The sequence below is a fragment of the Marinobacter lacisalsi genome, from assembly GCF_042651045.1.
GTDB classification, from domain to species: domain Bacteria; phylum Pseudomonadota; class Gammaproteobacteria; order Pseudomonadales; family Oleiphilaceae; genus Marinobacter; species Marinobacter lacisalsi.
On sequence record NZ_JBHSDI010000063.1, the window covers coordinates 103,554 to 125,689 of the forward strand.

The 22,136-nt window shown below is 59.4% G+C and carries 23 protein-coding genes; 18 read left to right on the forward strand and 5 right to left on the reverse strand.

Annotation, left to right across the window (positions count from 1 at the left end):
- The first annotated feature begins 20 nt into the window (after window positions 1-20).
- The 10 genes from thrS (at window position 21) to ACFOZ5_RS18930 (ending at window position 8,820) form a co-directional block, all read left to right on the forward strand.
- Window positions 21-1,946, forward strand: coding sequence for a threonine--tRNA ligase (gene thrS / locus ACFOZ5_RS18885; protein WP_379890278.1), 1,926 nt, complete (start codon window positions 21-23; stop codon window positions 1,944-1,946).
- Complete coding sequence (infC, locus tag ACFOZ5_RS18890; RefSeq protein WP_379890344.1) at window positions 1,943-2,488, forward strand: translation initiation factor IF-3; 546 nt, start codon at window positions 1,943-1,945, stop codon at window positions 2,486-2,488. Before thrS ends, infC begins: the two co-directional genes overlap by 4 nt.
- A 93-nt stretch (window positions 2,489-2,581) precedes the next feature.
- Complete coding sequence (gene rpmI / locus ACFOZ5_RS18895) at window positions 2,582-2,773, forward strand: 50S ribosomal protein L35 (RefSeq protein WP_379890280.1); 192 nt, start codon at window positions 2,582-2,584, stop codon at window positions 2,771-2,773.
- Between the two features lie 30 nt (window positions 2,774-2,803).
- On the forward strand, window positions 2,804-3,157 hold the full coding sequence (gene rplT, locus ACFOZ5_RS18900) for a 50S ribosomal protein L20 (protein ID WP_379890282.1): 354 nt from the start codon (window positions 2,804-2,806) through the stop codon (window positions 3,155-3,157).
- Window positions 3,158-3,425: 268 nt separating this feature from the next.
- Entirely contained in the window at window positions 3,426-4,424 is a 999-nt protein-coding gene (gene pheS / locus ACFOZ5_RS18905) for a phenylalanine--tRNA ligase subunit alpha (RefSeq protein ID WP_379890285.1), read from the forward strand.
- Window positions 4,425-4,472: 48 nt separating this feature from the next.
- On the forward strand, window positions 4,473-6,845 hold the full coding sequence (gene pheT, locus ACFOZ5_RS18910; RefSeq protein WP_379890287.1) for a phenylalanine--tRNA ligase subunit beta: 2,373 nt from the start codon (window positions 4,473-4,475) through the stop codon (window positions 6,843-6,845).
- A gap of 2 nt (window positions 6,846-6,847) precedes the next feature.
- Entirely contained in the window at window positions 6,848-7,147 is a 300-nt protein-coding gene (gene ihfA, locus ACFOZ5_RS18915) for an integration host factor subunit alpha (protein WP_328188909.1), read from the forward strand.
- A complete protein-coding gene (locus ACFOZ5_RS18920) occupies window positions 7,131-7,496 on the forward strand; it encodes a MerR family transcriptional regulator (protein WP_379890289.1) in 366 nt (121 codons plus the stop codon). The genes ihfA and ACFOZ5_RS18920 overlap by 17 nt, the downstream gene beginning before the upstream one ends.
- Before the next feature lie 190 nt (window positions 7,497-7,686).
- Window positions 7,687-8,124, forward strand: a complete 438-nt coding sequence (locus tag ACFOZ5_RS18925) for a hypothetical protein (protein WP_379890292.1) — start codon at window positions 7,687-7,689, stop codon at window positions 8,122-8,124.
- Window positions 8,125-8,214: 90 nt separating this feature from the next.
- Window positions 8,215-8,820 carry a DUF938 domain-containing protein gene (locus tag ACFOZ5_RS18930; RefSeq protein ID WP_379890294.1) on the forward strand — a complete coding sequence of 202 codons (606 nt, stop codon included), beginning with the start codon at window positions 8,215-8,217 and terminating at the stop codon, window positions 8,818-8,820.
- Between the two features lie 136 nt (window positions 8,821-8,956).
- Here the strand turns inward: ACFOZ5_RS18930 and ACFOZ5_RS18935 are convergent, their stop codons facing one another.
- A complete protein-coding gene (locus tag ACFOZ5_RS18935) occupies window positions 8,957-9,976 on the reverse strand; it encodes a CNNM domain-containing protein (protein ID WP_379890296.1) in 1,020 nt (339 codons plus the stop codon).
- A 157-nt stretch (window positions 9,977-10,133) separates the two neighbouring features.
- On the opposite strand from ACFOZ5_RS18935, the gene djlA reads away from it, so the two are divergent.
- Window positions 10,134-10,907, forward strand: a complete 774-nt coding sequence (gene djlA, locus ACFOZ5_RS18940; protein WP_379890298.1) for a co-chaperone DjlA — start codon at window positions 10,134-10,136, stop codon at window positions 10,905-10,907.
- Window positions 10,900-12,114, forward strand: a complete 1,215-nt coding sequence (locus ACFOZ5_RS18945; RefSeq protein ID WP_379890300.1) for an MFS transporter — start codon at window positions 10,900-10,902, stop codon at window positions 12,112-12,114. Before djlA ends, ACFOZ5_RS18945 begins: the two co-directional genes overlap by 8 nt.
- Before the next feature lie 12 nt (window positions 12,115-12,126).
- Here the strand turns inward: ACFOZ5_RS18945 and ACFOZ5_RS18950 are convergent, their stop codons facing one another.
- Together ACFOZ5_RS18950 and ACFOZ5_RS18955 are read right to left on the reverse strand one after the other, a co-directional pair.
- Window positions 12,127-13,521 (reverse strand): ATP-binding protein, encoded by a 1,395-nt coding sequence (locus ACFOZ5_RS18950; RefSeq protein ID WP_379890302.1) that lies wholly within the window; start codon window positions 13,519-13,521, stop codon window positions 12,127-12,129.
- Window positions 13,512-14,204 (reverse strand): response regulator transcription factor, encoded by a 693-nt coding sequence (locus ACFOZ5_RS18955; RefSeq protein WP_379890304.1) that lies wholly within the window; start codon window positions 14,202-14,204, stop codon window positions 13,512-13,514. Before ACFOZ5_RS18955 ends, ACFOZ5_RS18950 begins: the two co-directional genes overlap by 10 nt.
- A gap of 137 nt (window positions 14,205-14,341) precedes the next feature.
- Between ACFOZ5_RS18955 and ACFOZ5_RS18960 the strand changes: the two genes are divergently transcribed.
- Genes ACFOZ5_RS18960 through ACFOZ5_RS18975 form a run of 4 tightly spaced genes read left to right on the forward strand, consistent with a single transcriptional unit; the run spans window position 14,342 to window position 18,647 of the window.
- Window positions 14,342-15,061: a thermostable hemolysin gene (locus ACFOZ5_RS18960; protein WP_379890307.1), complete on the forward strand. Its 720-nt coding sequence runs from the start codon at window positions 14,342-14,344 to the stop codon at window positions 15,059-15,061.
- A complete protein-coding gene (locus ACFOZ5_RS18965; protein ID WP_379890310.1) occupies window positions 15,045-17,249 on the forward strand; it encodes an AMP-binding protein in 2,205 nt (734 codons plus the stop codon). Before ACFOZ5_RS18960 ends, ACFOZ5_RS18965 begins: the two co-directional genes overlap by 17 nt.
- Entirely contained in the window at window positions 17,236-18,018 is a 783-nt protein-coding gene (locus ACFOZ5_RS18970; protein WP_379890312.1) for an SDR family oxidoreductase, read from the forward strand. The genes ACFOZ5_RS18965 and ACFOZ5_RS18970 overlap by 14 nt, the downstream gene beginning before the upstream one ends.
- Window positions 18,015-18,647, forward strand: coding sequence for a tetratricopeptide repeat protein (locus ACFOZ5_RS18975; protein ID WP_379890315.1), 633 nt, complete (start codon window positions 18,015-18,017; stop codon window positions 18,645-18,647). The genes ACFOZ5_RS18970 and ACFOZ5_RS18975 overlap by 4 nt, the downstream gene beginning before the upstream one ends.
- Window positions 18,648-18,701: 54 nt before the next feature.
- Here ACFOZ5_RS18975 and ACFOZ5_RS18980 read toward each other — a convergent pair whose 3' ends face one another.
- On the reverse strand, window positions 18,702-19,082 hold the full coding sequence (locus tag ACFOZ5_RS18980; RefSeq protein WP_379890318.1) for a rhodanese-like domain-containing protein: 381 nt from the start codon (window positions 19,080-19,082) through the stop codon (window positions 18,702-18,704).
- A 100-nt stretch (window positions 19,083-19,182) separates the two neighbouring features.
- Entirely contained in the window at window positions 19,183-19,836 is a 654-nt protein-coding gene (locus tag ACFOZ5_RS18985; protein ID WP_379890320.1) for a peroxiredoxin, read from the reverse strand.
- 295 nt (window positions 19,837-20,131) lie between these two features.
- On the opposite strand from ACFOZ5_RS18985, the gene ACFOZ5_RS18990 reads away from it, so the two are divergent.
- Together ACFOZ5_RS18990 and ACFOZ5_RS18995 are read left to right on the forward strand one after the other, a co-directional pair.
- A complete protein-coding gene (locus ACFOZ5_RS18990) occupies window positions 20,132-20,866 on the forward strand; it encodes a ZIP family metal transporter (protein ID WP_379890322.1) in 735 nt (244 codons plus the stop codon).
- A gap of 30 nt (window positions 20,867-20,896) precedes the next feature.
- A complete protein-coding gene (locus tag ACFOZ5_RS18995) occupies window positions 20,897-22,111 on the forward strand; it encodes a TsoY family (seleno)protein (RefSeq protein ID WP_379890324.1) in 1,215 nt (404 codons plus the stop codon).
- Window positions 22,112-22,136 lie beyond the last annotated feature (25 nt).

Genomic DNA, 22,136 nt, shown 5'->3' on the forward strand with positions numbered 1-22,136 from the left:
CCGCTGAGAGGAGTTTTCCCATGCCGGTAGTCACCCTGCCTGACGGCAGTCATCGCAGTTTCCCCAACCCTGTCACCGTTCATGATGTGGCCGCCGACATTGGTGCGGGCCTGGCCAAGGCCGCCCTGGCGGGCCGGGTCAACGGCAAGCTGGTGGACACCAGCTATGAGATTGACCAGGACACCGACCTGGCCATCGTCACCGAACGCGACGAGGATGGCGTTGATGTTATCCGCCACTCCACCGCCCATCTGCTGGCAATGGCGGTAAAGGAGCTGTTCCCGGAAGCCCAGGTGACCATCGGCCCCGTTATCGACAACGGCTTCTACTACGATTTCAAGTTCGACCGCCCGTTCACCAACGAGGATCTGGAGCGGATCGAGAAACGCATGGGTGAACTCGCTAGCCAGGACATTCCGGTAGCCCGCTCTGTTATGTCCCGGGAGGAGGCCGTCAGGCTCTTCCGCGAGATGGGCGAGGAATACAAGGTACGCATCATCGAGGACATCCCCGGTGACGAGGACCTCTCATTTTACCGCCAGGGCGATTTCATCGACCTGTGTCGTGGTCCCCACGTGCCCAGTACCGGCAAGCTCAAGGCCTTCAAACTGACCAAGGTGGCCGGCGCCTACTGGCGTGGTGACACCGGTAACGAGCAGTTGCAGCGGGTCTACGGCACCGCTTGGGGCAACAAGAAGGAGTTGAAGGCTTACTTGCAGCGCCTGGAAGAAGCCGAAAAGCGGGACCACCGCAAGATCGGCAAGAAACTGGACCTGTTCCACATGCAGGAAGAAGCCCCGGGCATGGTGTTCTGGCACCCGGACGGCTGGTCGCTGTACCAGGAAATCGAGCAGTACATGCGCGAGATGCAGCGTCGCCATGGCTACCAGGAAATCAAGACGCCCCAGGTGGTGTCGCGTACCCTGTGGGAACGCTCCGGTCACTGGGACAAGTTCCAGGACGACATGTTCACCACCGAGTCGGAGAAACACGACTTCGCCATCAAGCCCATGAACTGCCCCTGTCATATCCAGGTGTTCAACCAGGGCCTGAAGAGCTACAAGGATCTGCCCCTGCGGCTGGCGGAATTCGGTTCCTGCCACCGCAACGAGGCGTCCGGGGCACTGCACGGGCTGATGCGGGTGCGAGGCTTTACCCAGGATGATGCGCATATTTTCTGCGAAGAGGATGCCATCCAGAAAGAGGTGTCCAGCTTCATTGCCATGTTGCACGAGGTGTATGAGGATTTCGGCTTCAACCAGATTCTGTACAAACTCTCCACCCGCCCCGAGAAGCGGGTAGGCTCCGACGAGGTCTGGGACAAGGCCGAGGCCGCCCTGGAGGAAGCGCTGAACCGTGAAGGGGTGGACTGGGAACTGCTGCCGGGTGAGGGCGCCTTCTACGGGCCCAAGATCGAGTTCTCCCTGAAAGACTGTATCGGCCGGGTCTGGCAGTGCGGTACCATACAGGTGGACTTCTCGATGCCGGGTCGCCTCGGTGCCCAGTATGTGGCCGATAATTCCGAGCGCCGGACACCGGTCATGTTGCATCGGGCGGTACTGGGTTCCTTCGAGCGGTTTATCGGTATCCTGATCGAGGAATATGAGGGCGCTTTTCCGACCTGGCTGGCTCCCACCCAGGTTGCGATCCTCAATATTACCGATCGTCAGGCGGATTATTGCAATAAACTCGCAGAAAAATGGCAAAATGCGGGCTATCGGGTAAATGCTGACTTGAGAAACGAGAAGATCGGCTTTAAAATCCGCGAGCATACTTTAAACAAGGTTCCCTATCTGATCGTGATCGGCGATAAGGAAGTCGATGACGGTGCCGTTGCGGTGAGAACCCGCAAGGGGGAAGATCTCGGAACCATGTCGCCGGAAGCGTTCGAGGCCCTGCTGGCAGCAGAAATCGCACGCAAAGGCAGAACCAAGACGGAGAACTGATTATCAAACAGCGAGCGAATCGGGGTGGTCGCGCACCACGCGCACCTATTAATGACAACATTGACGCAACTGAAGTACGACTTATTGATGCTGAGGGCAACCAGGTAGGCGTTGTTCCCATGGCGGACGCCCTCAAAGCAGCTGAAGAAGCGTCTCTGGACCTGGTTCAGGTTACGGATTCCGATCCGGTCGTTTGTAAGATAATGGACTACGGCAAGAAGGTCTTCGAGGAGAAGAAGGCCAAGGCCGCTGCGAAGAAGAAGCAGAAGCAGGTCCAGGTTAAAGAAGTGAAATTCAGACCAGGGACGGAAGAAGGGGATTATCAGGTCAAACTACGCAACCTGGTACGTTTCCTTGAAAACGGGGACCGCGGCAAAATCACTGTTCGCTTCCGTGGCCGTGAGATGGCACACCAGGAAATCGGTATGCAGCTCATGAACCGCATTGAGCAGGACATTGAAGAGCTGGCCCAGGTAGAGCAACGGCCCAAGATGGAAGGCCGCCAGATGACCATGGTGGTGTCGCCCCGTAAAAAGAAGTAATTCCGAACACAAGTGAGGTCCCCCGCTGTGGCGGGGGATTTGTCGTTCAGGATTGCATTTATTTATTGAAAAAACGAATGCGGAGTTTCAGAAATGTCCAAGATGAAAACCAAGAGTGGGGCCACCAAGCGGTTCAAGAAAACCGCGACTGGCTTCAAGCATAAACAGTCCTTCACCAGTCATATCCTGACCAAGAAGAGCCCCAAGCGTAAGCGTCAGCTGCGAGGCACCAAGATGATTGCAAAATCAGACGTTGCTTCCATCAAGCGTATGATCGCCAGCTAATCAACCGGTCTCTCAAGAAGGATACAGTTTATGGCACGTGTTAAGCGTGGCGTGGTAGCACGCCGTCGTCACAAGAAGATTTTGAAGCAGGCCAAGGGTTACTACGGTGCCCGCAGTCGTGTTTTCCGTGTAGCCAAACAGGCGGTTATCAAGGCGCATCAGTATGCCTACCGTGACCGTCGCAACCGCAAGCGCGCCTTCCGCGCCCTGTGGATCGCACGGATCAACGCTGGCGCCCGCGCCAATGGCCTGTCCTACAGCCGGCTGATTGCCGGTCTGAAGAAGGCTGAAGTAGAAATCGATCGTAAGGTTCTGGCCGATCTGGCCATGAATGAGCAGCAGGCGTTTTCTGCTGTTGTGGAAAAAGCAAAAGCGGCGCTCTGATCGCCGGGCTCTTTCGACGAGTTTCGATCGATGGGTGGCCGTGACAACGGCCGCCCCTGACAGGGGAAGGGCGCGCTCTTCCCCTGTTTTCGTTTTGTGGCAGCAACATTCAGCCAGCCACAACGGCAGAATCCTAGTCTAAAAAAATTGAGGGAGCTTCCGAAAAGCGCCGCAGGCGACCGTCTGAAACGCTGTATTTCAGGTGGTGATCACTAGCCGGCCTTTTCGGAAACTCCCTGGCCTCAATTCTGGTTTGGAGCAGGCATCAATGGAAAACCTGGAGCAACTTGTTCAGGACGGGCTGACGGCCGTCAAGAACGCGGAGAATTTGCAGGCACTGGATCAAATCCGTGTGGAGTACCTGGGCAAGAAAGGGGTTATTACCCAGCAGGCCAAAACCCTCGGCAAGCTCAGCGCTGAAGAACGGCCTGCGGCCGGCCAGAAGATCAACGAAGCCAAGGGGCAGGTGGAGCAGGCCATCAACGCCCGCCGCGTCAGCCTGGAGGATGCGGCCATCGCCGACCGGCTGGCCCGTGAATCCATCGACGTGACCCTGCCGGGCCGCGGCCAGGACCTGGGTGGCCTGCACCCGGTAACCCGTACCCTGCAGCGCATCGAGCAGTTCTTCGGCAATGCCGGTTACACGGTGGAGCAGGGCCCGGAAATCGAGGACGACTACCACAACTTCGAGGCCCTCAACATTCCTGGCCATCACCCGGCGCGGGCAATGCACGATACCTTCTATTTCAACCCGGGCACGTTGCTGCGCACCCATACCTCGCCGGTGCAGATCCGCACCATGGAAGCCGGCAAGCCGCCGTTTCGTATGATCTGCCCGGGCCGTGTCTACCGCTGTGATTCCGACATGACCCATACCCCCATGTTCCACCAGGTGGAGGGGCTTCTGGTGGAGAAGAATGTCAGCTTCGCCGACCTCAAGAGCACCATCGAGGAGTTCCTGCGGGTGTTTTTCGAACGGGATCTGCAGGTGCGGTTCCGCCCGTCCTATTTCCCCTTCACCGAGCCATCCGCTGAGGTGGACATCGAGTGGGGCCGGGAAGACGACGGCAGCATCAAGTGGCTGGAAGTGATGGGCTGCGGCATGGTGCACCCCAAGGTCTTCGAACACTGCGGTATCGACCCCGAAGAATACCGCGGTTTTGCCTTTGGCCTGGGCGTTGAACGGCTGACCCTGCTTCGTTACGGCGGAACCGATCTTCGGATGTTTTTCGAAAACGACCTGCGCTTCCTGCGTCAGTTCCGTTAAGTCAATAACCGTTCCAGACAACATCGCATCAGGATAAAGGCATTTACCATGAAATTTAGCGAAAAGTGGCTGCGCGAATGGGTTAACCCGGCCATTGGCTCACAGGAACTGATGGACCAGATCACCATGGCGGGTCTGGAAGTGGACGGTTTTGAGTCGGTTGCCGGTAAATTTACCGGTGTGGTCGTAGGTGAAGTCAAATCGGTGGCTCCTCACCCGGATGCCGACAAACTGCGTGTGTGCCAGGTTAGCAGCGGTGACGAGACGGTAGCGGTGGTGTGCGGCGCCCCCAATGTGAGGGAAGGGCTGAAAGTGCCTTTCGCCACCGTAGGTGCCGTGTTGCCTGGTGACTTCACGATCAAGAAAGCCAAGCTCCGTGGTCAGCCGTCCAACGGCATGCTGTGTTCCGAGTCCGAACTGGGCCTTTCAGATGATCACGCCGGCCTGATGGAACTGCCTGAAGATGCACCGGTGGGCGAGGCAATTGCCGGTTATCTCGGTCTTGACGATATCACCATTGATGTGGACCTGACCCCGAACCGTGCCGACTGCCTGTCCCTGCGCGGGATGGCCAGGGAAGTGGGCGTGCTGACCGGTGAGTCTGTCCGAGAGCCGGAACTGACGCCGGTGCCCGCCAGTCACAATGAGAAGCCCTCTGTAGCCGTCGAAGCGCCGGCTGCCTGCCCCCGCTACCTGGGGCGCATTGTCCGCAACGTCGACCTGTCCGTATCCACACCGCTGTGGATGGTGGAAAAGCTGCGTCGCAGTGGTATCCGCTCCATCGACCCGGCGGTGGATATCACCAACTACGTAATGCTGGAGCTGGGCCAGCCCCTGCATGCCTTTGACCGCGCCGAAATCGAGGGTGGCATTGTGGTGCGCATGGCCAGGCCGGAGGAAGAGCTGGTGCTGCTGGATGGCCAGACCGTCAAGCTGACACCGGATACCCTGGTCATTGCCGATCACGCCAAGCCCCTGGCCATTGCCGGCGTTATGGGCGGCGAGCATTCCGGGGTGACCGGCAAGACCCGGGACCTGATTCTGGAAGCAGCCTGGTTCGAGCCTATTGCCATGGCCGGCAAGGCCCGGGAATATGGCCTGCATACCGACGCGTCCCATCGTTTCGAGCGGGGCGTGGATTATGAACTGGCCCGTACCGCCATGGAGCGTGCCACCGCTTTGCTGCTGGAAATCACCGGCGGTGAGGCCGGCGACATTGTGGAAGTCGCCAGTGATGAGCACCTGCCGAAGGCCGGGCAGGTCACCCTGCGCGCCGATCGTTTGAATGCGGTGCTGGGCATGACCATTGATGCCGCCCGGGTGGAAGATATCCTGACCCGACTGGGGCTGGAGGTCATAGACCAGACCGGCGATCGCTGGACGGTCCGCGTGCCCAGTTATCGTCCCGATATCAGCATCGAGGAAGACCTCATCGAGGAAGTGGGGCGTATCTACGGCTACAACAACCTGCCGGTGACCGAGCCGGTTGGTTCATTGGCCATGCGGCCGGTAAAGGAAGCGATACGGCCGGTGTCTGCCGTGCGCAACTTCTTCGTATCCTGCGGTTATCAGGAAGCCATTACCTATAGCTTCGTGGACCCGAAGGTGCAGGAAATACTCGATCCTGAGCGGGAAGGCATTGCCCTGGCCAATCCGATTTCCGCAGACCTGGCGGTCATGCGCACTACCCTGTGGAGTGGCCTGGTCAAGACCCTGGAATACAACCAGAAGCGTCAGCAGCCCCGCATTCGGCTGTTCGAAACCGGGCTGCGCTTCGTCAAGGAGGGTGACCGGATTGACCAACAGCCGATGCTGGCGGGTATCGTGACCGGCGGGCAACTGCCTGAAAATTGGGCCAATGGTCGCCGCGATGCAGATTTCTTCGACGTCAAGGGCGAGCTGGAATCCCTGTTCAGTCTGCTGGGTGTGGAGGTTCGTTTCGCCTCCGGCCAGCACCCCGCGCTGCATCCGGGCCAGACGGCGCAACTGTTCCTTGGTGATCAGTCGGTGGGCTGGCTGGGTGCCATGCATCCACAGGTTCAGAAAAAACTGGATGTGAATGGCACGATCCTGATGTTTGAGCTATTCTTGAATCCAATCGTTTCCGGATATGTGCCTAATTTCAAAGAATTTTCAAAATACCCGGAAGTTAGACGGGATTTGGCTATTATTGTCGGAAATGAGATTGCGTTTGCAGACGTTGACCAGGTTGTTCGCAACAATGCAGGTGATCGTCTGACCGCGTTGCGTGCGTTTGATGTCTATGAAGGTGAAAAACTGGGCGAAGGTAAACGAAGCCTGGCTCTTAGCCTGTTCTGGCAACATTCCGAGCGCACACTCAATGATGACGAAGTGCATGAGTTCTTCGACAGGGTAACCAATGCCCTGCAGGAAGAGCTGGGGGCGACACTGAGGAGCTAGACATGGCGGCTTTGACGAAGGCGGAAATGGCGGAGAGGCTTTACGAGGAACTTGGTCTGAACAAGCGGGAAGCCAAGGAAATGGTGGAGGCCTTTTTCGATGAAATCAGAGACGCACTCAGCCATAACGAGCAGGTCAAGCTGTCGGGTTTTGGCAATTTTGATTTGCGTGACAAGAAGCAGCGACCGGGACGGAACCCGAAAACCGGGGAAGAGATTCCCATCAGCGCACGTCGTGTGGTGACTTTCCGGCCGGGCCAGAAGTTGAAACAGAAAGTAGAGACCTATGCTGGAAGCCAGTAATAACAACGAATTACCGGCCATCCCTGGCAAGCGGTACTTCACCATTGGTGAGGTAGCGGACCTTTGCCAGGTCAAGGCCCACGTGTTGCGGTACTGGGAGCAGGAGTTCCCGCAGTTGTCTCCGGTCAAGCGTCGTGGCAACCGCCGCTATTACCAGCGGGCTGATGTGATCACCATCCGTCAGATTCGCAGCCTGCTCTATGACCAGGGTTATACCATCGGCGGGGCCAAGCAGAAGCTGAGTAGTCACGAAATCAAGGAAGACACCAGCCAGTACAAGCAACTGATCCGGCAGATGATTACCGAGCTGGAGGACGTCCTGGATGTGCTCAACTCTCCGGTCAGGTAATGCCGCGTACTGTATCCCGTATAAAACCGGCTCGAAGTAGCCGGTTTTTTTTGTGTTTGTCTGGTGGAGGCCCGGTTTTACCGGGCGGTCCACAGCGAGTTTGTTGGGTGAAGGATTGGTCAGGCTCGTTGAACCGGCTGCCGTCCTTGGCTAAATTGGAAGGCAGAATGCTCAATAAGAGGTACAGGCCATGACGTCAGCCACTTCTTTCAGCCATGCTTTCAGTGAACGTATGCAAGCGCTGGGTTTGCCCGTTGCGCCAGAGCCCTTCGAGCATTTCTCGCAGGCTGTTTCCAATGCCTCGCAAATGGCCGCCGTGGTGGGGTTGCTGGGTGATCAGTCTTCGGTGACCGAGTTGGTCCGGCGAACTCTTGGCCTTGAGAAGCTGATGGTGGCAGCCAACTATAACGCCCGTGCCTATACTGCCGGCGTTATCAGCTGTCTGGCCTTTGCGTCCGGTCAGGTCAGGACTGGTGGCTCGCCCATGGCGGATCTGTTCCGGTTTACCTTCCAGCATCAGCTCCAGTTCCCCGGCTGGCAACTGGTCTTCATGATGAACCCGGCCCTGACCGATCCGGCTTCGCAGATTCCCCACGCCTTCGGCAACCGGGCCCGTCAGGCCGCCTGATCGCAACAAGCCCTGCCTGTCGATTGGCCGGGGCCGGTCCGGTAGCGTCTGGCCTTTCCGCCTATATCCCCACGTCCATAGGAACCGTCAGTGTCTGATCCCCTGCCTTTCTCCCAAGCCTGTGAAAACAATCGCCAACCGATTCTGGAACAACTCACCAGGTTGCTGCCCCGGCCCGCTGCCGTGCTGGAAATCGGCACCGGTACTGGCCAGCACGCGGAGTACTTTGCCGGGCAGCTTCCTCACCTGCGCTGGTTGCCCACGGATCATCCGGACAATGTGTGGATGTGCCGGCAGCGTCTGGAGCTGGCAGATCTGCCCAACGTTGAAGCGCCCGTGGCCCTGGATGTCAGCGAACGGCCCTGGACGTTGCCTGCATTCGATCACGTCTATTCTGCCAATACCGCCCACATCATGGCGTGGGAGGAGGTGTGTGAGATGTTTGGTGGAGTGGCGGAGGGCCTGGATAAGGATGGATGTTTCTGCCTGTATGGGCCCTTCAATGATCATGGTGAGTTCACCAGCGAGAGTAACCGGCGGTTCGACCAGCATCTGCGGGCCAGGCTCCCCCACATGGGTCTGAGAAACCTGCAGGACCTGGAGGCGCTGGCGGCCAACCTTGGAATGTCCCTATATCGCAACCTGGAGATGCCGGCCAATAATCGCCTGCTTTTGTTCAGGAAGACGGCTTCCTGACGGATCGGAGGCGATAGAAAATGATGACGTGGATACGGCCCGATACCTCTGGTGGTGCTGGTGGTGGCGGGACTTGCTGGCCGTGACCTGGTCGTTCGCCTCAGGTAGCTAAAATGGGGTGACCGGGCAGTGCCGGTTACCTGGCGCGCTGGCGTAGTTTGCGGCTCCAGCGCTGCTTGGCGTATCGGCGCAGGTTGGACACGTTGTCGGTTTCGTCCATGATTTCGGTGCCCAGCAGGGTTTCGAGTATGTCTTCCAGGGTCACGATGCCAAGCCAGGTGCCCAGCTCATCGTAGACAATCGCCATGTGTTGCCGCTCCCTGAGCATTTCAGAAAACAGGAATTCGATATTGGTGTTGGCTTTTACCCGTTTGATCAGGCGCATGCTATCCATCAGCGGGGTATCGGCGTCAAGGGTGATCACATCCGCCTTGTGGATATAGCCCAGGGCCTCTCCTTCCTCATCCAGTACCGGGAAACGGGAGAAGGGTGTGCTGCGGACCTTCTGGAGAAATTCGTCCAGCGTGGTATCCGGTGCCAGTACCTTGCAGACGGTGCGGGGAGTCATGACCGCGCTGACCTTGATCTCGTGAAACCGCAGTACGTTCTGGATAATCCGCCGCTCATCTTCGTCCAGGGCCTGCTGGTCGCGGCCGATCTCCGCCAGGGCGCTGATTTCGCCACGCACATCGGTTCCATCGTCAGTGGACGTAAGCCGGCGGGTAACCTGTTTTGACAGCCAGACGAATGGCAGCAACGCCTTGACCAGAAAACCGAGGATCGGCGGCAGCGCAGGTGCAATTCCCCGCCAGTACCTGGCGCCGATGGTTTTGGGAATGATCTCGGACAGAATCAGAATGGCCAGGGTCATGACCGCAGAGGCCGCCCCGAGCCAGGCTTCACCAAACACCACGGCGACCTGGGCGCCGACGCCCGTGGCGCCAACGGTATGGGCGATGGTGTTCAGGGTAAGAATGGCCGACAGCGGGTCATCAATATCGTCCTTGAGCTTGCGGAGGTGAACGAACAGATCGGGCCGCTCTTTCCTCAGTGAGGCGATATAGCTGGGAGTAATTGATAGCAGCGCCGCTTCGAGGATGGAACACAGAAAAGAAAAACCGATGGAGAGAACGGCAAACAGAATCAGGAGCGTCATGCAGGCCCGGTCCAGGTGAATAAGGCTGAATGGTATCGCTCTGATTCTTTCATGTGAAGCGCGGGAGCAACGATTTCCCGGGGCTGCCCCTGGGCACCGGGAGAAATGGCCCAAAAATCGGTATAGTGCAGCAAAGTCTACGTTACGGGAAAAAACCATGTTGTTTGCGATATTGCTCGGTGCCGCCATTGGCTATGCCTTCGGCAAGGTGCCCGGCCTGTTCATCGGCGGCGCCCTGGGTGCGTTCCTGCTCAACCGGTTGAAGAAAAAGCTGGTGGGCCGGCTGCGGGATATGCAATCCGGATTTGTGGAGTCGGTGTTCGCCGTGATGGGGGCGGTCAGCAAAGCGGATGGCGTGGTCACCAGTGACGAGATCCGCATGGCCGAGTCCATGTTCGAGCGGTTCCACCTCAGTCCCGATCAGCGGGCGAGCGCCAAGGAGGCTTTCAACCGTGGCAAGGCTCCTGACTTTGATCTCGACGCTGAGCTTGAGCGGTTCCGGCGCGTATGCAGCGGGCAGTCCGCGCTGCTGCAGATGTTCCTGCAGGTGCAAGTGTCTGCAGTCGCAGCCGATGGCGAGGTACACCCGGCCGAACACGAGATGCTGGTGCGTATCGCCCGCGGTCTGGGGCTGTCCGAAAGCCTGGTGGAGCAGCTGGAGGCGACGCTTCGTGGGGCCCAGGCTGGAGGATCCAACAAGTATTCCACCAGCCAGCAGATCGACAACGCCTACAAGACCCTCGGGGTCAGTCCATCGGCCAGCGATACTGAAATCAAGCGAACCTATCGCAAGCTGATGAGTGAGAACCACCCGGACAAACTGGCCGGCAGGGGCCTGCCGGAAAGCATGCGGGAGATGGCCGAGGAGCGGACCGGGGAAATCAGCCACGCCTACGATGTGATCAAGGAGGCTCGCAAACAGAGTGCCTGATGCTTCCGGACCCGCCGCCATCCCCGCGGCGGAGGCCCGCAGAAACTTCTTCCTGGTCTGCCTGGCCCTGACTTTCTGCTTTGTCGTCTATTCCATGCTGATCGTGGCCGTGCCGGTGTACGGTCTGCGATTGGGGGCCTCGCCGCTGGTACTGGGTGCCATCCTCAGCAGCCAGTACCTGCTGCCCCTGATTCTGGCCATTCCCCTTGGCGGTATCGTCACCCGTTACGGTGGTCGGGCGACCCTGGTTGCCGGCGCCTTCATAATGGTGGCCGGCCTGTTGGCCATGCACTTCTGGTATGGCTACACGGGGCTGGTTATCGGTCAGCTGCTGGTGGGGCTGGCGCACCTGCAGATGGTGCTCTCGGCCCAGACCATTATTTCCAACCTGGGCACCGGCCCAAAACTGGAGCAGTATTTTGGCTGGTATTCCACCTGGCTGTCGGGCGGGCAGGTGGTGGGTCCGTTGCTGGCGGGTGTGCTACTCACCGCACAGCAGGGTACAGGCCAGGTTTTCCTGGTGATGGCGCTGTTTGCACTGTTGGGAGGTCTCTCCGGGCTCTGGCTGACCGGCCAGGCCAGGGAGCGTCTGGTCATAAAACGTCGGGAAACCGGTTTCCGGGCGCAATGGGCGTTGATGAAAACCAGCCGAGGCGTGCAGCTGTCGGTGCTGGTCACAGCCGTCGGCATGTTCGCCCTGGGTGTGTACGGGAGTTATCTGCCGGTTTATCTGGAAAGCCTGGCAATGAGCCCGGTGGTGATTGGTGTGCTGGTCAGCCTCCGTGCTGGCGTCTCCATGCTGATTCGCCCCTTTATGGCCCGCATGATCGCCCTGGTGGGTGGGCGAGGGCCAGCGGTGATGCTGGCACTGGGCACCCTGTCCGCCGGCCTTACCTTCCTGGGGTTCTCCGAGCATATTGTTGTCATCGGTATGCTGGCCGTTCTGGTGGGGATCGGATCCGGCCTCACCCAGCCCTTGTCCATGGTTATTCTGGCGGAATCGGTAGATCGGGAGAAACGCTCCGGCGCCCTGGGTATGCGATTAATGGCCAACCGGGCAATTCACTTCCTCGCCCCCCTGATGTTCGGCCTGTTGTTGGAGCTTGGTGGTTTCATGCTGGCCTTCGGGTTGTCCGGGCTTGCTGTCGCAGTGGCTCTGGTTGGAATGCGGAGCATGTTGAAGGTGGGCCACCAGGCGTCGCGGTGAGGGCGGAATCACTTACCTGAGGTTTTGCGCCGGGAGCCAGATGCACACGCATAACCCTTGGCGCCCGTCGGGACGGTCCTCGAGGGTCAATTCGCCGCCGTGGAGTTCAGCAATCCGACGGGAGATTGCCAGGCCGAGGCCTGCTCCGGAGCCCAGGCGCTGGTCCAGTCGCCCGAAGCGCCCCAGGGCTTTTTCCCGCTGATCGGCAGGTATGCCAGGGCCCTGATCACAGATGCGTATGCGGAATCCGTCGCCTTCCGCTTCCAGGAGAGTCTCTATCCGGGTGTCTGCTGGACTGTATTGAATGGCGTTGGCCAACAGGGACCGCATAAGGGTGTTGAGCAGGGTGGCCTGACCATTGACCATGGCCTGCCCGATCGGGTCTTCCAGGGAGGGTTCGATGCCTTTGCGCAAAGCCAGGGGAGACACGTCGGCAATACTCTGGGCGACGATATCCGACAGGTTGACGTACTCGGGGCTGAATCCGACACCGGCGTCGACCCGGCTCAGTAGCAGCATCTGCTCCACCAGGTGTCCCATTCTGTCCACGGCGGCGGTCAGCTCCCGGAACTTCGCCGGGTCGGTTGACTCCAGCTTTTCCAGGTTGAGGCGTAACGCGGTCAGGGGGGTGCGCAGCTCGTGGGCGGCATCGGCAGAGAAACGCCGCTCGCGTTCCAGGGCGTCGTCCAGGCGCCCAAGCAAACCGTTAACCGCCATCACCAGCCCGCTGACTTCTTTCGGGGCGTGCTGGGTGTCGAGGGGGTGTATCCGCTCCGGGGCCATGTGTCTCACAGGCTGTTCCAGCTTTCGCAGGGGCCGGAAGCCAAGCTGAATGGCGACCGCAACGGCCAGAACAAGCAGTGGCAGGGCGATCAGCAAGGGGAAGATGTTGCCCATGGCCAGTTCCTGACTGAGTTCCTGGCGAATGTCCTCCCGTTGTGCCGTACGTATCCAGTAACCGGTCTGGGGGTCCTGCAAGGTGAACGTGCGCCACTGGAACCCGGTGGCTTCGGCCCAGTCATAGCCGGGCTTCAGCATCAGGTCGTCGTTAGCGGCGAGGGTATCCAGCAGCGGGGTTCCGTTCGGGGTCCAGACTTCGAAGGCCAGTTTTTTCTCGTATTTGTGGCCGGCACCGTCCGGGAGCACCTCGTCATAGTCCCCCTCATCCAGTGCGCCTTCCGGCAGCTGCAGTGTTTGCTGAAGAATGCCCGCCAACTGTTCCGGGGAGCCGGTGCCGGCCAGGTGGTGGACCAGGCCCTGAATGATCCGGGTGCTTTGGGCCAGTTCCGCGTCGAACAGTTCCTCCAGTTCGTGATTGCTCTCAACGTAGCTCCAGATGGCTGCAACAGCGGCAATCAGCATGACGGTGGACGCAACCAGCGCAATCAGGGTGCGGGTCAGGGACATGCGGCGGCCCCGCAGCTTGCTGCCTCCTGGCTGTCCAGAAGGTAGCCGACACCTCGAATGGTGCGGATCACCGTTTTACCCAGTCGTCGCCGGAGGTGGTGGATATGCACTTCCAGGGCGTTGCTTTCCACGCCCTGGTCCCAGCCGTAAAGCTGCTCCTCCAGTCGGCGGCGGGTTGCCACCTGGTCCGGATGCCGCATCAGGTACTGGAGAATCTGCAATTCGCTGCGGGGGAGGGTGATTGCCTGGTCCCCGAAGGTCAATTGTCCCGAATCCGGGTTCAGGTGTAAGGCGCCGACCGTCATGCCCGTGGTCGGCGCAGCGCTGCCCCGCCGGGTTACCGCACGGATGCGGGCCTTCAGCTCCGCCATGGCGAAGGGCTTGGTCAGGTAGTCGTCGGCCCCGGCGTCCAGCCCCTGTAACTTCTCATCCAGGTCCGAGCGGGCTGTCAGGATAATTACCGGGGTCTTTACACCGTTGCTGCGGCTGCGGGCCAGCACCTCCAGCCCATCCAGCCGGGGCAGCGTCAGGTCCAGGATGGCCAGGTCAAAATGGCTGTCCCCGAGGGCATTGAGTGCCTGCTGGCCATCGTCCAGCCAGTCTACGGTGTGCTGATCTTCCCTCAGCATGGCAAGCATGGTGTTGGCCAGCATGTGGTCGTCTTCCACAAGGAGAATGCGCATGGAGAACCATCCTTATCTGAGTCATTGGTCCATTCTGGCACAGAAATCTTAAGGGCTGCTTAAGAAAACCCCCTGTCTCCTTTAAGGCGGAGTTAAGGCTGCCGCCTTAATGTTTCGTGGTAACAGGGAGATAGCTTATGAAAGACCCTTTGATCATGCCCACCAGCCTGAACCTCGCTTCCGATGAGGTGTTGGCAGTGGCTCGCTGCGGCCACCACCGATTGTGTCAGGTGCGCCCCGGCACCGAGGCCTCCCGGCGAGTCATGGATTTTATCCGGCGCCGGTTCCTCCAGGCGTACGGCGCCCGTCCCGATATCCGGCCACTGCCCCTGATGGTGCTCGTCAACGCCCATGGCACCTTGCTGGCTGCCGTTGGAGTGCGCTGGGCCGCTTCCGACCGGCTGTTTCTTGAAGATTATCTTGATCATCCCATCGAGCGCACTCTGCCGGCACCGGGTTGTTGTCGCGACAAGGTTCTGGAAATTGCCCACCTGGCAGGTGTCGAGGCCGGAGTCAGTCGCGTGCTGTTCGCGGCCATGGCGCTCTGGCTTGAGCAGCATAGGCTGGACTGGGTGGTCTGCACCGGTACAGACCAGTTGCGCAACGGATTTCAGCGTATGGGGATTCATGTCGAGGACCTCGGCAGCGCGAGGCCTGAACGACTGGCCGCCGGAGGGGATGACTGGGGATGTTATTACCAGCATAACCCCAGAGTCATGGCCATGAATGTTACCGAGGGCCTGGCCAGCCTTCGCTACCGGGGGCTGATGGAGAAGGTGGCGCTGGTTTCAGCGGAGGGGCCGGAGAAAGCAATCACGTCCCAATGCACGGAGGGTCGTTATGGCTACATTGCCTGAGCGTTTGCGGGAGGCGGTGACAGCGTATGCGGATCGGCCGGCACTGCTGTCCGATGATCAGACTCTAACTTTTCGTGAATTGCTGGAGGCCTCGGAAAGCTTGGCTGGCCAACTCCGCGAGCGCGGTCTCCAGCGTGTGGGGCTGTGTGGCGACAACTCTCCGGCCTGGGTCATTGCCGACCTGGCCTGCCTGCTGGCCGATGTGGTTTGCGTGCCGGTGCCGGTGTTCTTCTCGACGGCCCAGACGGAGCACCTGGTCGCCACTGCTGGTCTGCAGGCCCTGCTCTGGTCGGATCAGGGCCCTGATCGGGAGCCGCTGGGCAACGGCGTCTGGGTCAGTTATCTGGCCGAAGATGCGACCCGGGTTACATTGCCGCCAGGTACCGCAAAAATCACCTTTACGTCCGGAAGCACCGGCACGCCCAAGGGGGTCTGCCTGTCCCGGGACCAGTTGCTGGCCACGGTGGAAGCACTGCGGGCAAGGCTGACCCCTGTCGGTCCGGCCCGTCATCTGTGCATCCTGCCCCTGGCGACCCTGCTGGAGAACATCGCGGGGGTGTATCTGCCGTTGCTGATGGGCGCGACGGTCCGGGTCGAACCCCTGGCGTCTGTCGGGCTTTCCGGCAGCAGTGGCGTCGCCCCCCGTGTCCTGGTTGGTGCCCTGAACCACTGGCAGCCCGAATCCCTCATCCTGGTGCCGGAACTGGCCCGGTTGCTGGTGGAAGCCGCCGATGCGGGCCTGCTGAAAACGGACCAGTACCGGTTCCTTGCGGTAGGCGGCGGGAAGGTCGCCCCGGAACTGCTGACCCGTGGCCGGGCGCTCGGCCTGCCCCTGTATGAAGGCTATGGCCTGTCGGAATGTGGCTCGGTGGTGGCCCTGAATACCCCCGGGGACGACCAGCCCGGTTTCGGAGGCAGGCCACTGGAGCATGTTGACGTTCGTGTTGACGAGCGTCGCCACATACTCGTACGGGGCAATACCCACCTTGGCTACCTGGGCGAGGCAGGTTCTGGCGCAGGTCCGCTGGCAGAAACGCCGGCCGTGGCCCCGGATGAATGGCTGGATACGGGGGATCTGGGCCAACTGAACAGCGATGGCTTTTTGCAGGTGGATGGTCGTTCCAAGAACCTGCTGATCACCAGCTTCGGGCGCAATATCAGTCCCGAATGGCTGGAGGCTGAACTGGTTCAGGCCGTGGGCGCCCGGCAGGCAGTGGTCTTCGGAGATGGCGAACCTCGTTTGTCGGCACTGGTTTACCCGCTCCCGGATCAGCCAACCGCGAACCTGGCCCCCGCTATTTACCAACTCAATCAGTCTCTGCCGGATTATGCCCGGCTGGGAGTGGTGTATTGCCTTGAGCAACCCCTGTCGGTCGCCGCCGGCTACCTGACCGCCAACGGCCGGCCTGTGCGCAATCGCATTCAGTCGGACCTGCCTGTTCTGATGGCTGGCAGTCTCCCTGTTTATCCGGAAGTAAAAGAGGAAGCACCCATGGAATTTTTTGACCAACTGCAGGCGGAAACCGCCGAGGCCCGCGCCCATGTCACCCGTGCACCCGTCATACAGGCTGTTCAGCGGGGGCAGGTGAATCTGGAGAGTTATACCTGGTTTCTGACCCAGGCCTTCCACCACGTCAAACACACGGTACCGCTGATGATGGCCTGCGGTGGACGCCTGCCGGAGCGGCTCGAAGGTGTCCGTGAGGCGATGGTCGAGTATATCGATGAGGAGTATGGGCACCACGAGTGGATCCTCAATGACCTCCAGGCCTGTGGCGAAGATCGGGAAGAGCGCCGTGCCAGCCAGCCGGACCTGTCCATCGAACTGATGGTGGCTTACCTCTATCACCAGATTGACCGGGGTAACCCGGCCGCGTTTTTCGGTATGGTGCAGGTGCTTGAGGGGACGTCCATCGAGCTGGCAACACCCCTGGCCCGACAGATCCAGGCTCACCTGGGGCTGCCGGACGAGGGGTTCAGTTATCTCTATTCCCACGGTGAGCTGGACCAGGATCATTTCAGGTTCTTCCAGGACCTGATGAACAGCATCACCGACCCGGGTGACCAGAAAGCCATTATCGAGTCGGCCAGGGTGGTCTATCGCCTGTACGGCGATATGCTCCACCGGATTCCCTTGCCGGCCGCCGCTGACGATATCTCCCGGGAGTCTGACCATGCAGCTGCGTGACCGCCGCTTCCTGCTGCTGGGTGGGACCGGGGGCATCGGACAGGCGCTGATACCGCAGTTGCTGTCGGAGGGAGCCCGTCTGCTGGTAGCCACTCGTCGACCGGATAGCGTCACGCTGCCCGAGGGGGTAACGGCGGTAAAGCTGGATCTCGCCGCTCCCAATCTTGATGAGCAGCTGCAGGCCCTGACGGACGAATGGCCGGATGTGTATGGCGTTATTCATTGTGCCGGGCAGAACCGGTTTGCATCCATTGAGCAATCGACGATGGCGGACATCGACGGTCAGTTGATGGTCAACCTCCGTAGCGCCATGGTTGTCGCCCGTCATTTTGTTCCTGTGTTCAAGGCACTGGACGGGGGTGCGCTGGTGTTCGTCGGTTCCACCTTTGGCAGTATCGGTTATCCCGGCTACTCCGCCTATTGCGCCACAAAGTTTGGTCTGCGCGGGTTTACCGAGGCCCTGAGGCGGGAACTGGCCGACAGCCTGGTACAGGTACAGTATTTCGCGCCCCGGGCCACGGTCACCGACATGAACCCGGAGCCGGTCAATCAGCTGAACCGGGCCCTGGGCAACACCATGGACCCGCCCGGACAGGTGGCGGCTCAGCTGGTTTCGGCCATGAAACGGGATCAGCGTCGCTGCTACCTGGGTTGGCCGGAAAAACTTTTTGTGGCCATTAACGGTGTTCTGCCACGGCTGGTGGACAGGGCCATGCTGAAACAACTGCCGGTGATACGGCGCTTTCTGGATTCAGGAGTTCAGTTATGAAGTGGATGATTCTGTTGGTGGCTTCGCTGCTGGTGCAGCCGGTATGGGCCGATACCCTGGAAACGGATCTGGCTGCCATCCAGCAGCGATGGGCCGAAATACAGTATCAGGTAGCAGAGGACGACAAGGAGAAGGCTTTCGAGGTTCTGGCGGGTGATGCGGAAGAGCTTACAGCCAGCTATCCGGGCCGGGCTGAGCCCCTGATCTGGAGGGCCATCGTGCTCAGCACCTGGGCCGGTGAGAAAGGCGGCCTTGGTGCCCTCGGGCTGGTGAAGGAAGCCCGCCAGCATCTTGAAAAAGCGATTGAAATCGATGATCAGGCCCTGGATGGCTCGGCTTATACCTCGCTGGGCAGCCTTTACTATCAGGTTCCCGGCTGGCCCATCGGCTTTGGCGATGACGACAAGGCCCGCCGGTATCTGCAGAAAGCCCTGGCCATTAACCCGGATGGTATCGATCCCAACTTCTTTTTTGCGGATTACCTGATTGAACAGGGGGAGGAGGAACGCGCCCGACAGTACCTGGAACGGGCGTTGTCAGCGCCGGATCGTCCCGGACGTTCACTGGCGGACGAGGGCCGGCGACAGGAGGTCCGGGATCGCCGTGCCAAACTGGCCACATCCCGCTGACTGTCAATCATTGCTCCCCGGTATCGAGGCGCTGCCAAACCCATCCTGGACCGGTCAGTCAAATTCGGGAAGCTCCGGTTTGACCAGGGGCATCCCCTCTGCCTCCCAGGCTTCGATACCGCCGGCAATGGACTGTACATGGATGTAGCCCATTTCCTTCATGACCTTCGCAGAAAGCGCGGAGCGGCCGCTGTTTTTACAGTAAATAACCAGGTTCAGGTTTCGGTCTTCCAGTGCCGGGTCATTGCTCAGTTTGAATTCCAGCAGGCCCCTCGGAATGTTAATGGCGCCCGGCAGGTGGCCAGCATGGTATTCCTCGGGTTCCCGTACATCGATCAGCAGGTCAGCCTGCCGGATCGCATCTTCAGAATGGTCCAGGGGGATTTCCGTGATCTCGGATCTCGCCGCCTCAACCAGGTCGTGAGCAGTTTTCATGGTAGTCGGGTCCTTTTGTTAACGGGTGCGCTACCAGAAAGCCACTATCGCCTGGAGCGATAGTGGCTGGGTCACGCAGGTTTGAAGCCTGGCAGGTACTTTAAAGCGACTTGGTGCAGAAGTAGAAGTCTTTGCACTCATAGTCACCGGATTCAACCCGCTCGTTGGCGTCTGCTGCGGTCTTGGCCGGCGGTACGATTACCTTGTCACCTTTCTTCCAGCCTTCCGGTGTCGCTACACCATGCTCGTCACTGGTCTGCAGAGCTTCCAGCAGACGCAGGAACTCGGGGATGGAGCGGCCGTTGGCCATGGGGTAATAGACCATCGCCCGCAGGATACCGTTCGGGTCAATAATGAAGGTGGCGCGTACTGCGGAAGTGTCACCGGCGCCTGGATGGATCATGCCGTAAGCCTTGGCCACATCCATTTTCAGGTCTTCGATGATAGGGAACGGAATCTCCACACCCCAGTTTTCCTTGATATTACGCATCCACGCAATGTGGGAGTGAATGCTGTCGATGGACAGGCCCAGCAGTTCACAGTTCATCTTGTTGAATTCCGGGGCAGCCTGGGCAAAGGCCATGAATTCAGTGGTGCAGACTGGGGTGAAATCCGCCGGGTGAGAGAACAGTACCAGCCACTTGCCTTTGTAATCACTCAGGGACTTTTCGCCGTCCGTGGTGAGTGCCTTGAAGTCCGGTGCAGGCTCATTGATGCGGGGCAGTCCGGCTACGGGAGTTGCTTGGGTTTCCATATTGATCACCTTTTGAGTTGGGTTGCCTTGCGACTGTTCCAGATTAGCTCGACCCACATATTTTTGAAAGATATATCGATATATCGATGTGATATATTAAGTTTATCGCAGCGACAGTTGGTCGCACCTGCCGGGTGCTGGTCATAATGGCCTTCCACAGGCTTGCTTCTATACTGCTGGTATAGACGATAAGTTTGTATGTGTCACGGGATGCGAGACAGGCCTGGTCGTCGGATTCCGGGGAGCAGCGAACCTTCCACTGATTGTCTGCCCTACGGGGCTATTCGGGGACAGAATGGGCAGTGCTTTCTGGCTGACACTGATGACAACGGTGCTGGCCGCGCTGGTTACCTCTGCCGGAATTTTCACCATCCGGCATTTTGAGGCATGGGGACAGCGCAATACGTCTTATTTCATCTGTTTTGCTGCGGGAGTGCTGATCAGCGCGTCTTTTCTGCACATGATCCCGACAGCCTTCTCCATGCAAACACAAGCGCCAGCCTGGCTATTGGCCGGGTTTATGGGGCTTCACCTGTTCAACCGGTTCGTGACCGCGTTTGTCTGTGAGAAAGACCCGGCTGCCAGGGACTACGTTATCGGCCTTGTTCCCATGCTGGGGATTGGCTTTCATTCGTTTATCGACGGTTTCATTTACTCGATTTCGTTTTCGGTGAGTATTTTTACCGGATACCTGGCAACAGTAGGTATGGTGCTCCATGAATTTCCGGAGGGCATTATCACCTACCTGCTGCTGGTAAGGGGAGGTTTCCGGGCAGGTACCTCCATGGTACTGGCGTTCCTGGCAGCAGCAGCGACAACGCCGTTGGGCATGCTGGTAGCCTGGCCAATGGTCAGCAGTATCAGTGACCAGGCGCTGGGTGCCCTGCTGGCATTGTCAGCGGGTGCGCTGGTGTATGTCGGTGCTACGCATCTGCTCCCACGGGCAGAGCGAGAGCATGGGAGATTCAGCCTGGTGGCCCTCGCCGGGGGTGTTCTTGTAGCGGTGGTGATTGTTCTGTCCAAGGCCTGATCAGCAGGTCAGAAACTTGAGGAAATCGCAATGTTTTACCGTTTATCGCGAGGTGACGACGCCAGTTGGGCGCCCACGTATTTCCTCGCGGCGCTCGGGGCCGGGGGGCTGGCTGTCTCTTTTTTTATGTGGCTGATGTTCTGGTTACCGCACCCGGGGGCTCCGGTACCGTTATTCGGGGATGCTCTGTCGGCGCTGGTCGGTGAAGGGCTGCTGATCAAGCTGGCGGTTGTCGGCGCCTGGGTAGGGATCGCGATGTTTTCGGTGCTTCACATTCATCTCCTTGTCTGGAACCTGCGGCAGTATGCCCGGTTTCGCAGCACGGCGGACTACCGGGAGTTGCGCAACAGTAACTCGGAAACCCAGCTCCTGGCAGGACCCCTGACGGTGGCCATGAGTATCAACGTGGGATTTGTCGTCGGCCTTACCTTTGTGCCGGGCTTGTGGTCGGTGGTTGAGTGGCTGTTCCCGCTGGCCCTGCTTGCCTTTGTGCTGGTGGGTTACTGGGCGCTGGCGCTGCTGAGGGATTTCTGGGGCCGGGTGCTGGTGGGTGGTGGTTTCGACTGCGTGCGTAACAACAACCTGGGGCAACTGATGCCCGCATTTGCCAGTGCCATGATCGCGGTAGGGCTTGCGGCACCGGCCGCCATGAGCCAGAACACCGTTACCGTCGCCTTCAGCCTGGTGCTTTCCAGCTTCTTTATGGTGCTCGCGTTTATTATTGGTGGCATACAGATAGTGCTCGGGTTCCGTGCCATGCTGGAGCAGGGGGCGGATCCGTCGACTGCACCCAGCCTGTGGATTGTTGTGCCCATTCTGACCACCCTGAGTATCACACTGTTACGGCAGACCCATGGGCTGCATGGTCATTTCGAATCCGGGGCCGGTGGGGTAGAAGCCATGACCATGTTGATTATCTTCCTCTGTGCCCAGCTGGTGTTCGGATTACTGGGTTGGGTAGTGCTGTCCCGGTACGGTTACTTTTCCCGATTTGTAACAGGGCCAGAAAAGTCCGCGGGTGCCTATGCACTGGTCTGTCCTGGGGTGGCACTCACGGTGATGTTGCACTTCTTTATCAATGTCGGTCTTGTGGGGTTCGGTGTCCTCGACCGTTTCAGTACTGGTTACTGGGCGTTGACGATCATTGCACTCGGGCTGCAAGGCGTCACGATCTGGCTGGTTCTTCGGCTCAACCGGCTGCATTTTGGTGATTTTGAGCGTGATCGAACGGAAGAACCGCTATGATCAGTAGACAGGTTGACCCGTGTCA

Coding starts and splice junctions, on each gene's coding strand:
- ihfA (WP_328188909.1), top strand. CDS start 6,848: ATGGCGGCTTTGACGAAGGCGGAAATGGCGGAGAGGCTTTACGAGGAA.
- ACFOZ5_RS18965 (WP_379890310.1), top strand. CDS start 15,045: ATGGCTACATTGCCTGAGCGTTTGCGGGAGGCGGTGACAGCGTATGCG.
- ACFOZ5_RS18980 (WP_379890318.1), bottom strand. CDS start 19,082: ATGAAAACTGCTCACGACCTGGTTGAGGCGGCGAGATCCGAGATCACG.
- rplT (WP_379890282.1), top strand. CDS start 2,804: ATGGCACGTGTTAAGCGTGGCGTGGTAGCACGCCGTCGTCACAAGAAG.
- ACFOZ5_RS18970 (WP_379890312.1), top strand. CDS start 17,236: ATGCAGCTGCGTGACCGCCGCTTCCTGCTGCTGGGTGGGACCGGGGGC.
- ACFOZ5_RS18920 (WP_379890289.1), top strand. CDS start 7,131: ATGCTGGAAGCCAGTAATAACAACGAATTACCGGCCATCCCTGGCAAG.
- ACFOZ5_RS18975 (WP_379890315.1), top strand. CDS start 18,015: ATGAAGTGGATGATTCTGTTGGTGGCTTCGCTGCTGGTGCAGCCGGTA.
- thrS (WP_379890278.1), top strand. CDS start 21: ATGCCGGTAGTCACCCTGCCTGACGGCAGTCATCGCAGTTTCCCCAAC.
- pheT (WP_379890287.1), top strand. CDS start 4,473: ATGAAATTTAGCGAAAAGTGGCTGCGCGAATGGGTTAACCCGGCCATT.
- pheS (WP_379890285.1), top strand. CDS start 3,426: ATGGAAAACCTGGAGCAACTTGTTCAGGACGGGCTGACGGCCGTCAAG.
- ACFOZ5_RS18935 (WP_379890296.1), bottom strand. CDS start 9,976: ATGACGCTCCTGATTCTGTTTGCCGTTCTCTCCATCGGTTTTTCTTTT.
- ACFOZ5_RS18990 (WP_379890322.1), top strand. CDS start 20,132: ATGGGCAGTGCTTTCTGGCTGACACTGATGACAACGGTGCTGGCCGCG.
- rpmI (WP_379890280.1), top strand. CDS start 2,582: ATGTCCAAGATGAAAACCAAGAGTGGGGCCACCAAGCGGTTCAAGAAA.
- ACFOZ5_RS18995 (WP_379890324.1), top strand. CDS start 20,897: ATGTTTTACCGTTTATCGCGAGGTGACGACGCCAGTTGGGCGCCCACG.
- djlA (WP_379890298.1), top strand. CDS start 10,134: ATGTTGTTTGCGATATTGCTCGGTGCCGCCATTGGCTATGCCTTCGGC.
- ACFOZ5_RS18960 (WP_379890307.1), top strand. CDS start 14,342: ATGAAAGACCCTTTGATCATGCCCACCAGCCTGAACCTCGCTTCCGAT.
- ACFOZ5_RS18950 (WP_379890302.1), bottom strand. CDS start 13,521: ATGTCCCTGACCCGCACCCTGATTGCGCTGGTTGCGTCCACCGTCATG.
- ACFOZ5_RS18925 (WP_379890292.1), top strand. CDS start 7,687: ATGACGTCAGCCACTTCTTTCAGCCATGCTTTCAGTGAACGTATGCAA.
- ACFOZ5_RS18955 (WP_379890304.1), bottom strand. CDS start 14,204: ATGCGCATTCTCCTTGTGGAAGACGACCACATGCTGGCCAACACCATG.
- ACFOZ5_RS18985 (WP_379890320.1), bottom strand. CDS start 19,836: ATGGAAACCCAAGCAACTCCCGTAGCCGGACTGCCCCGCATCAATGAG.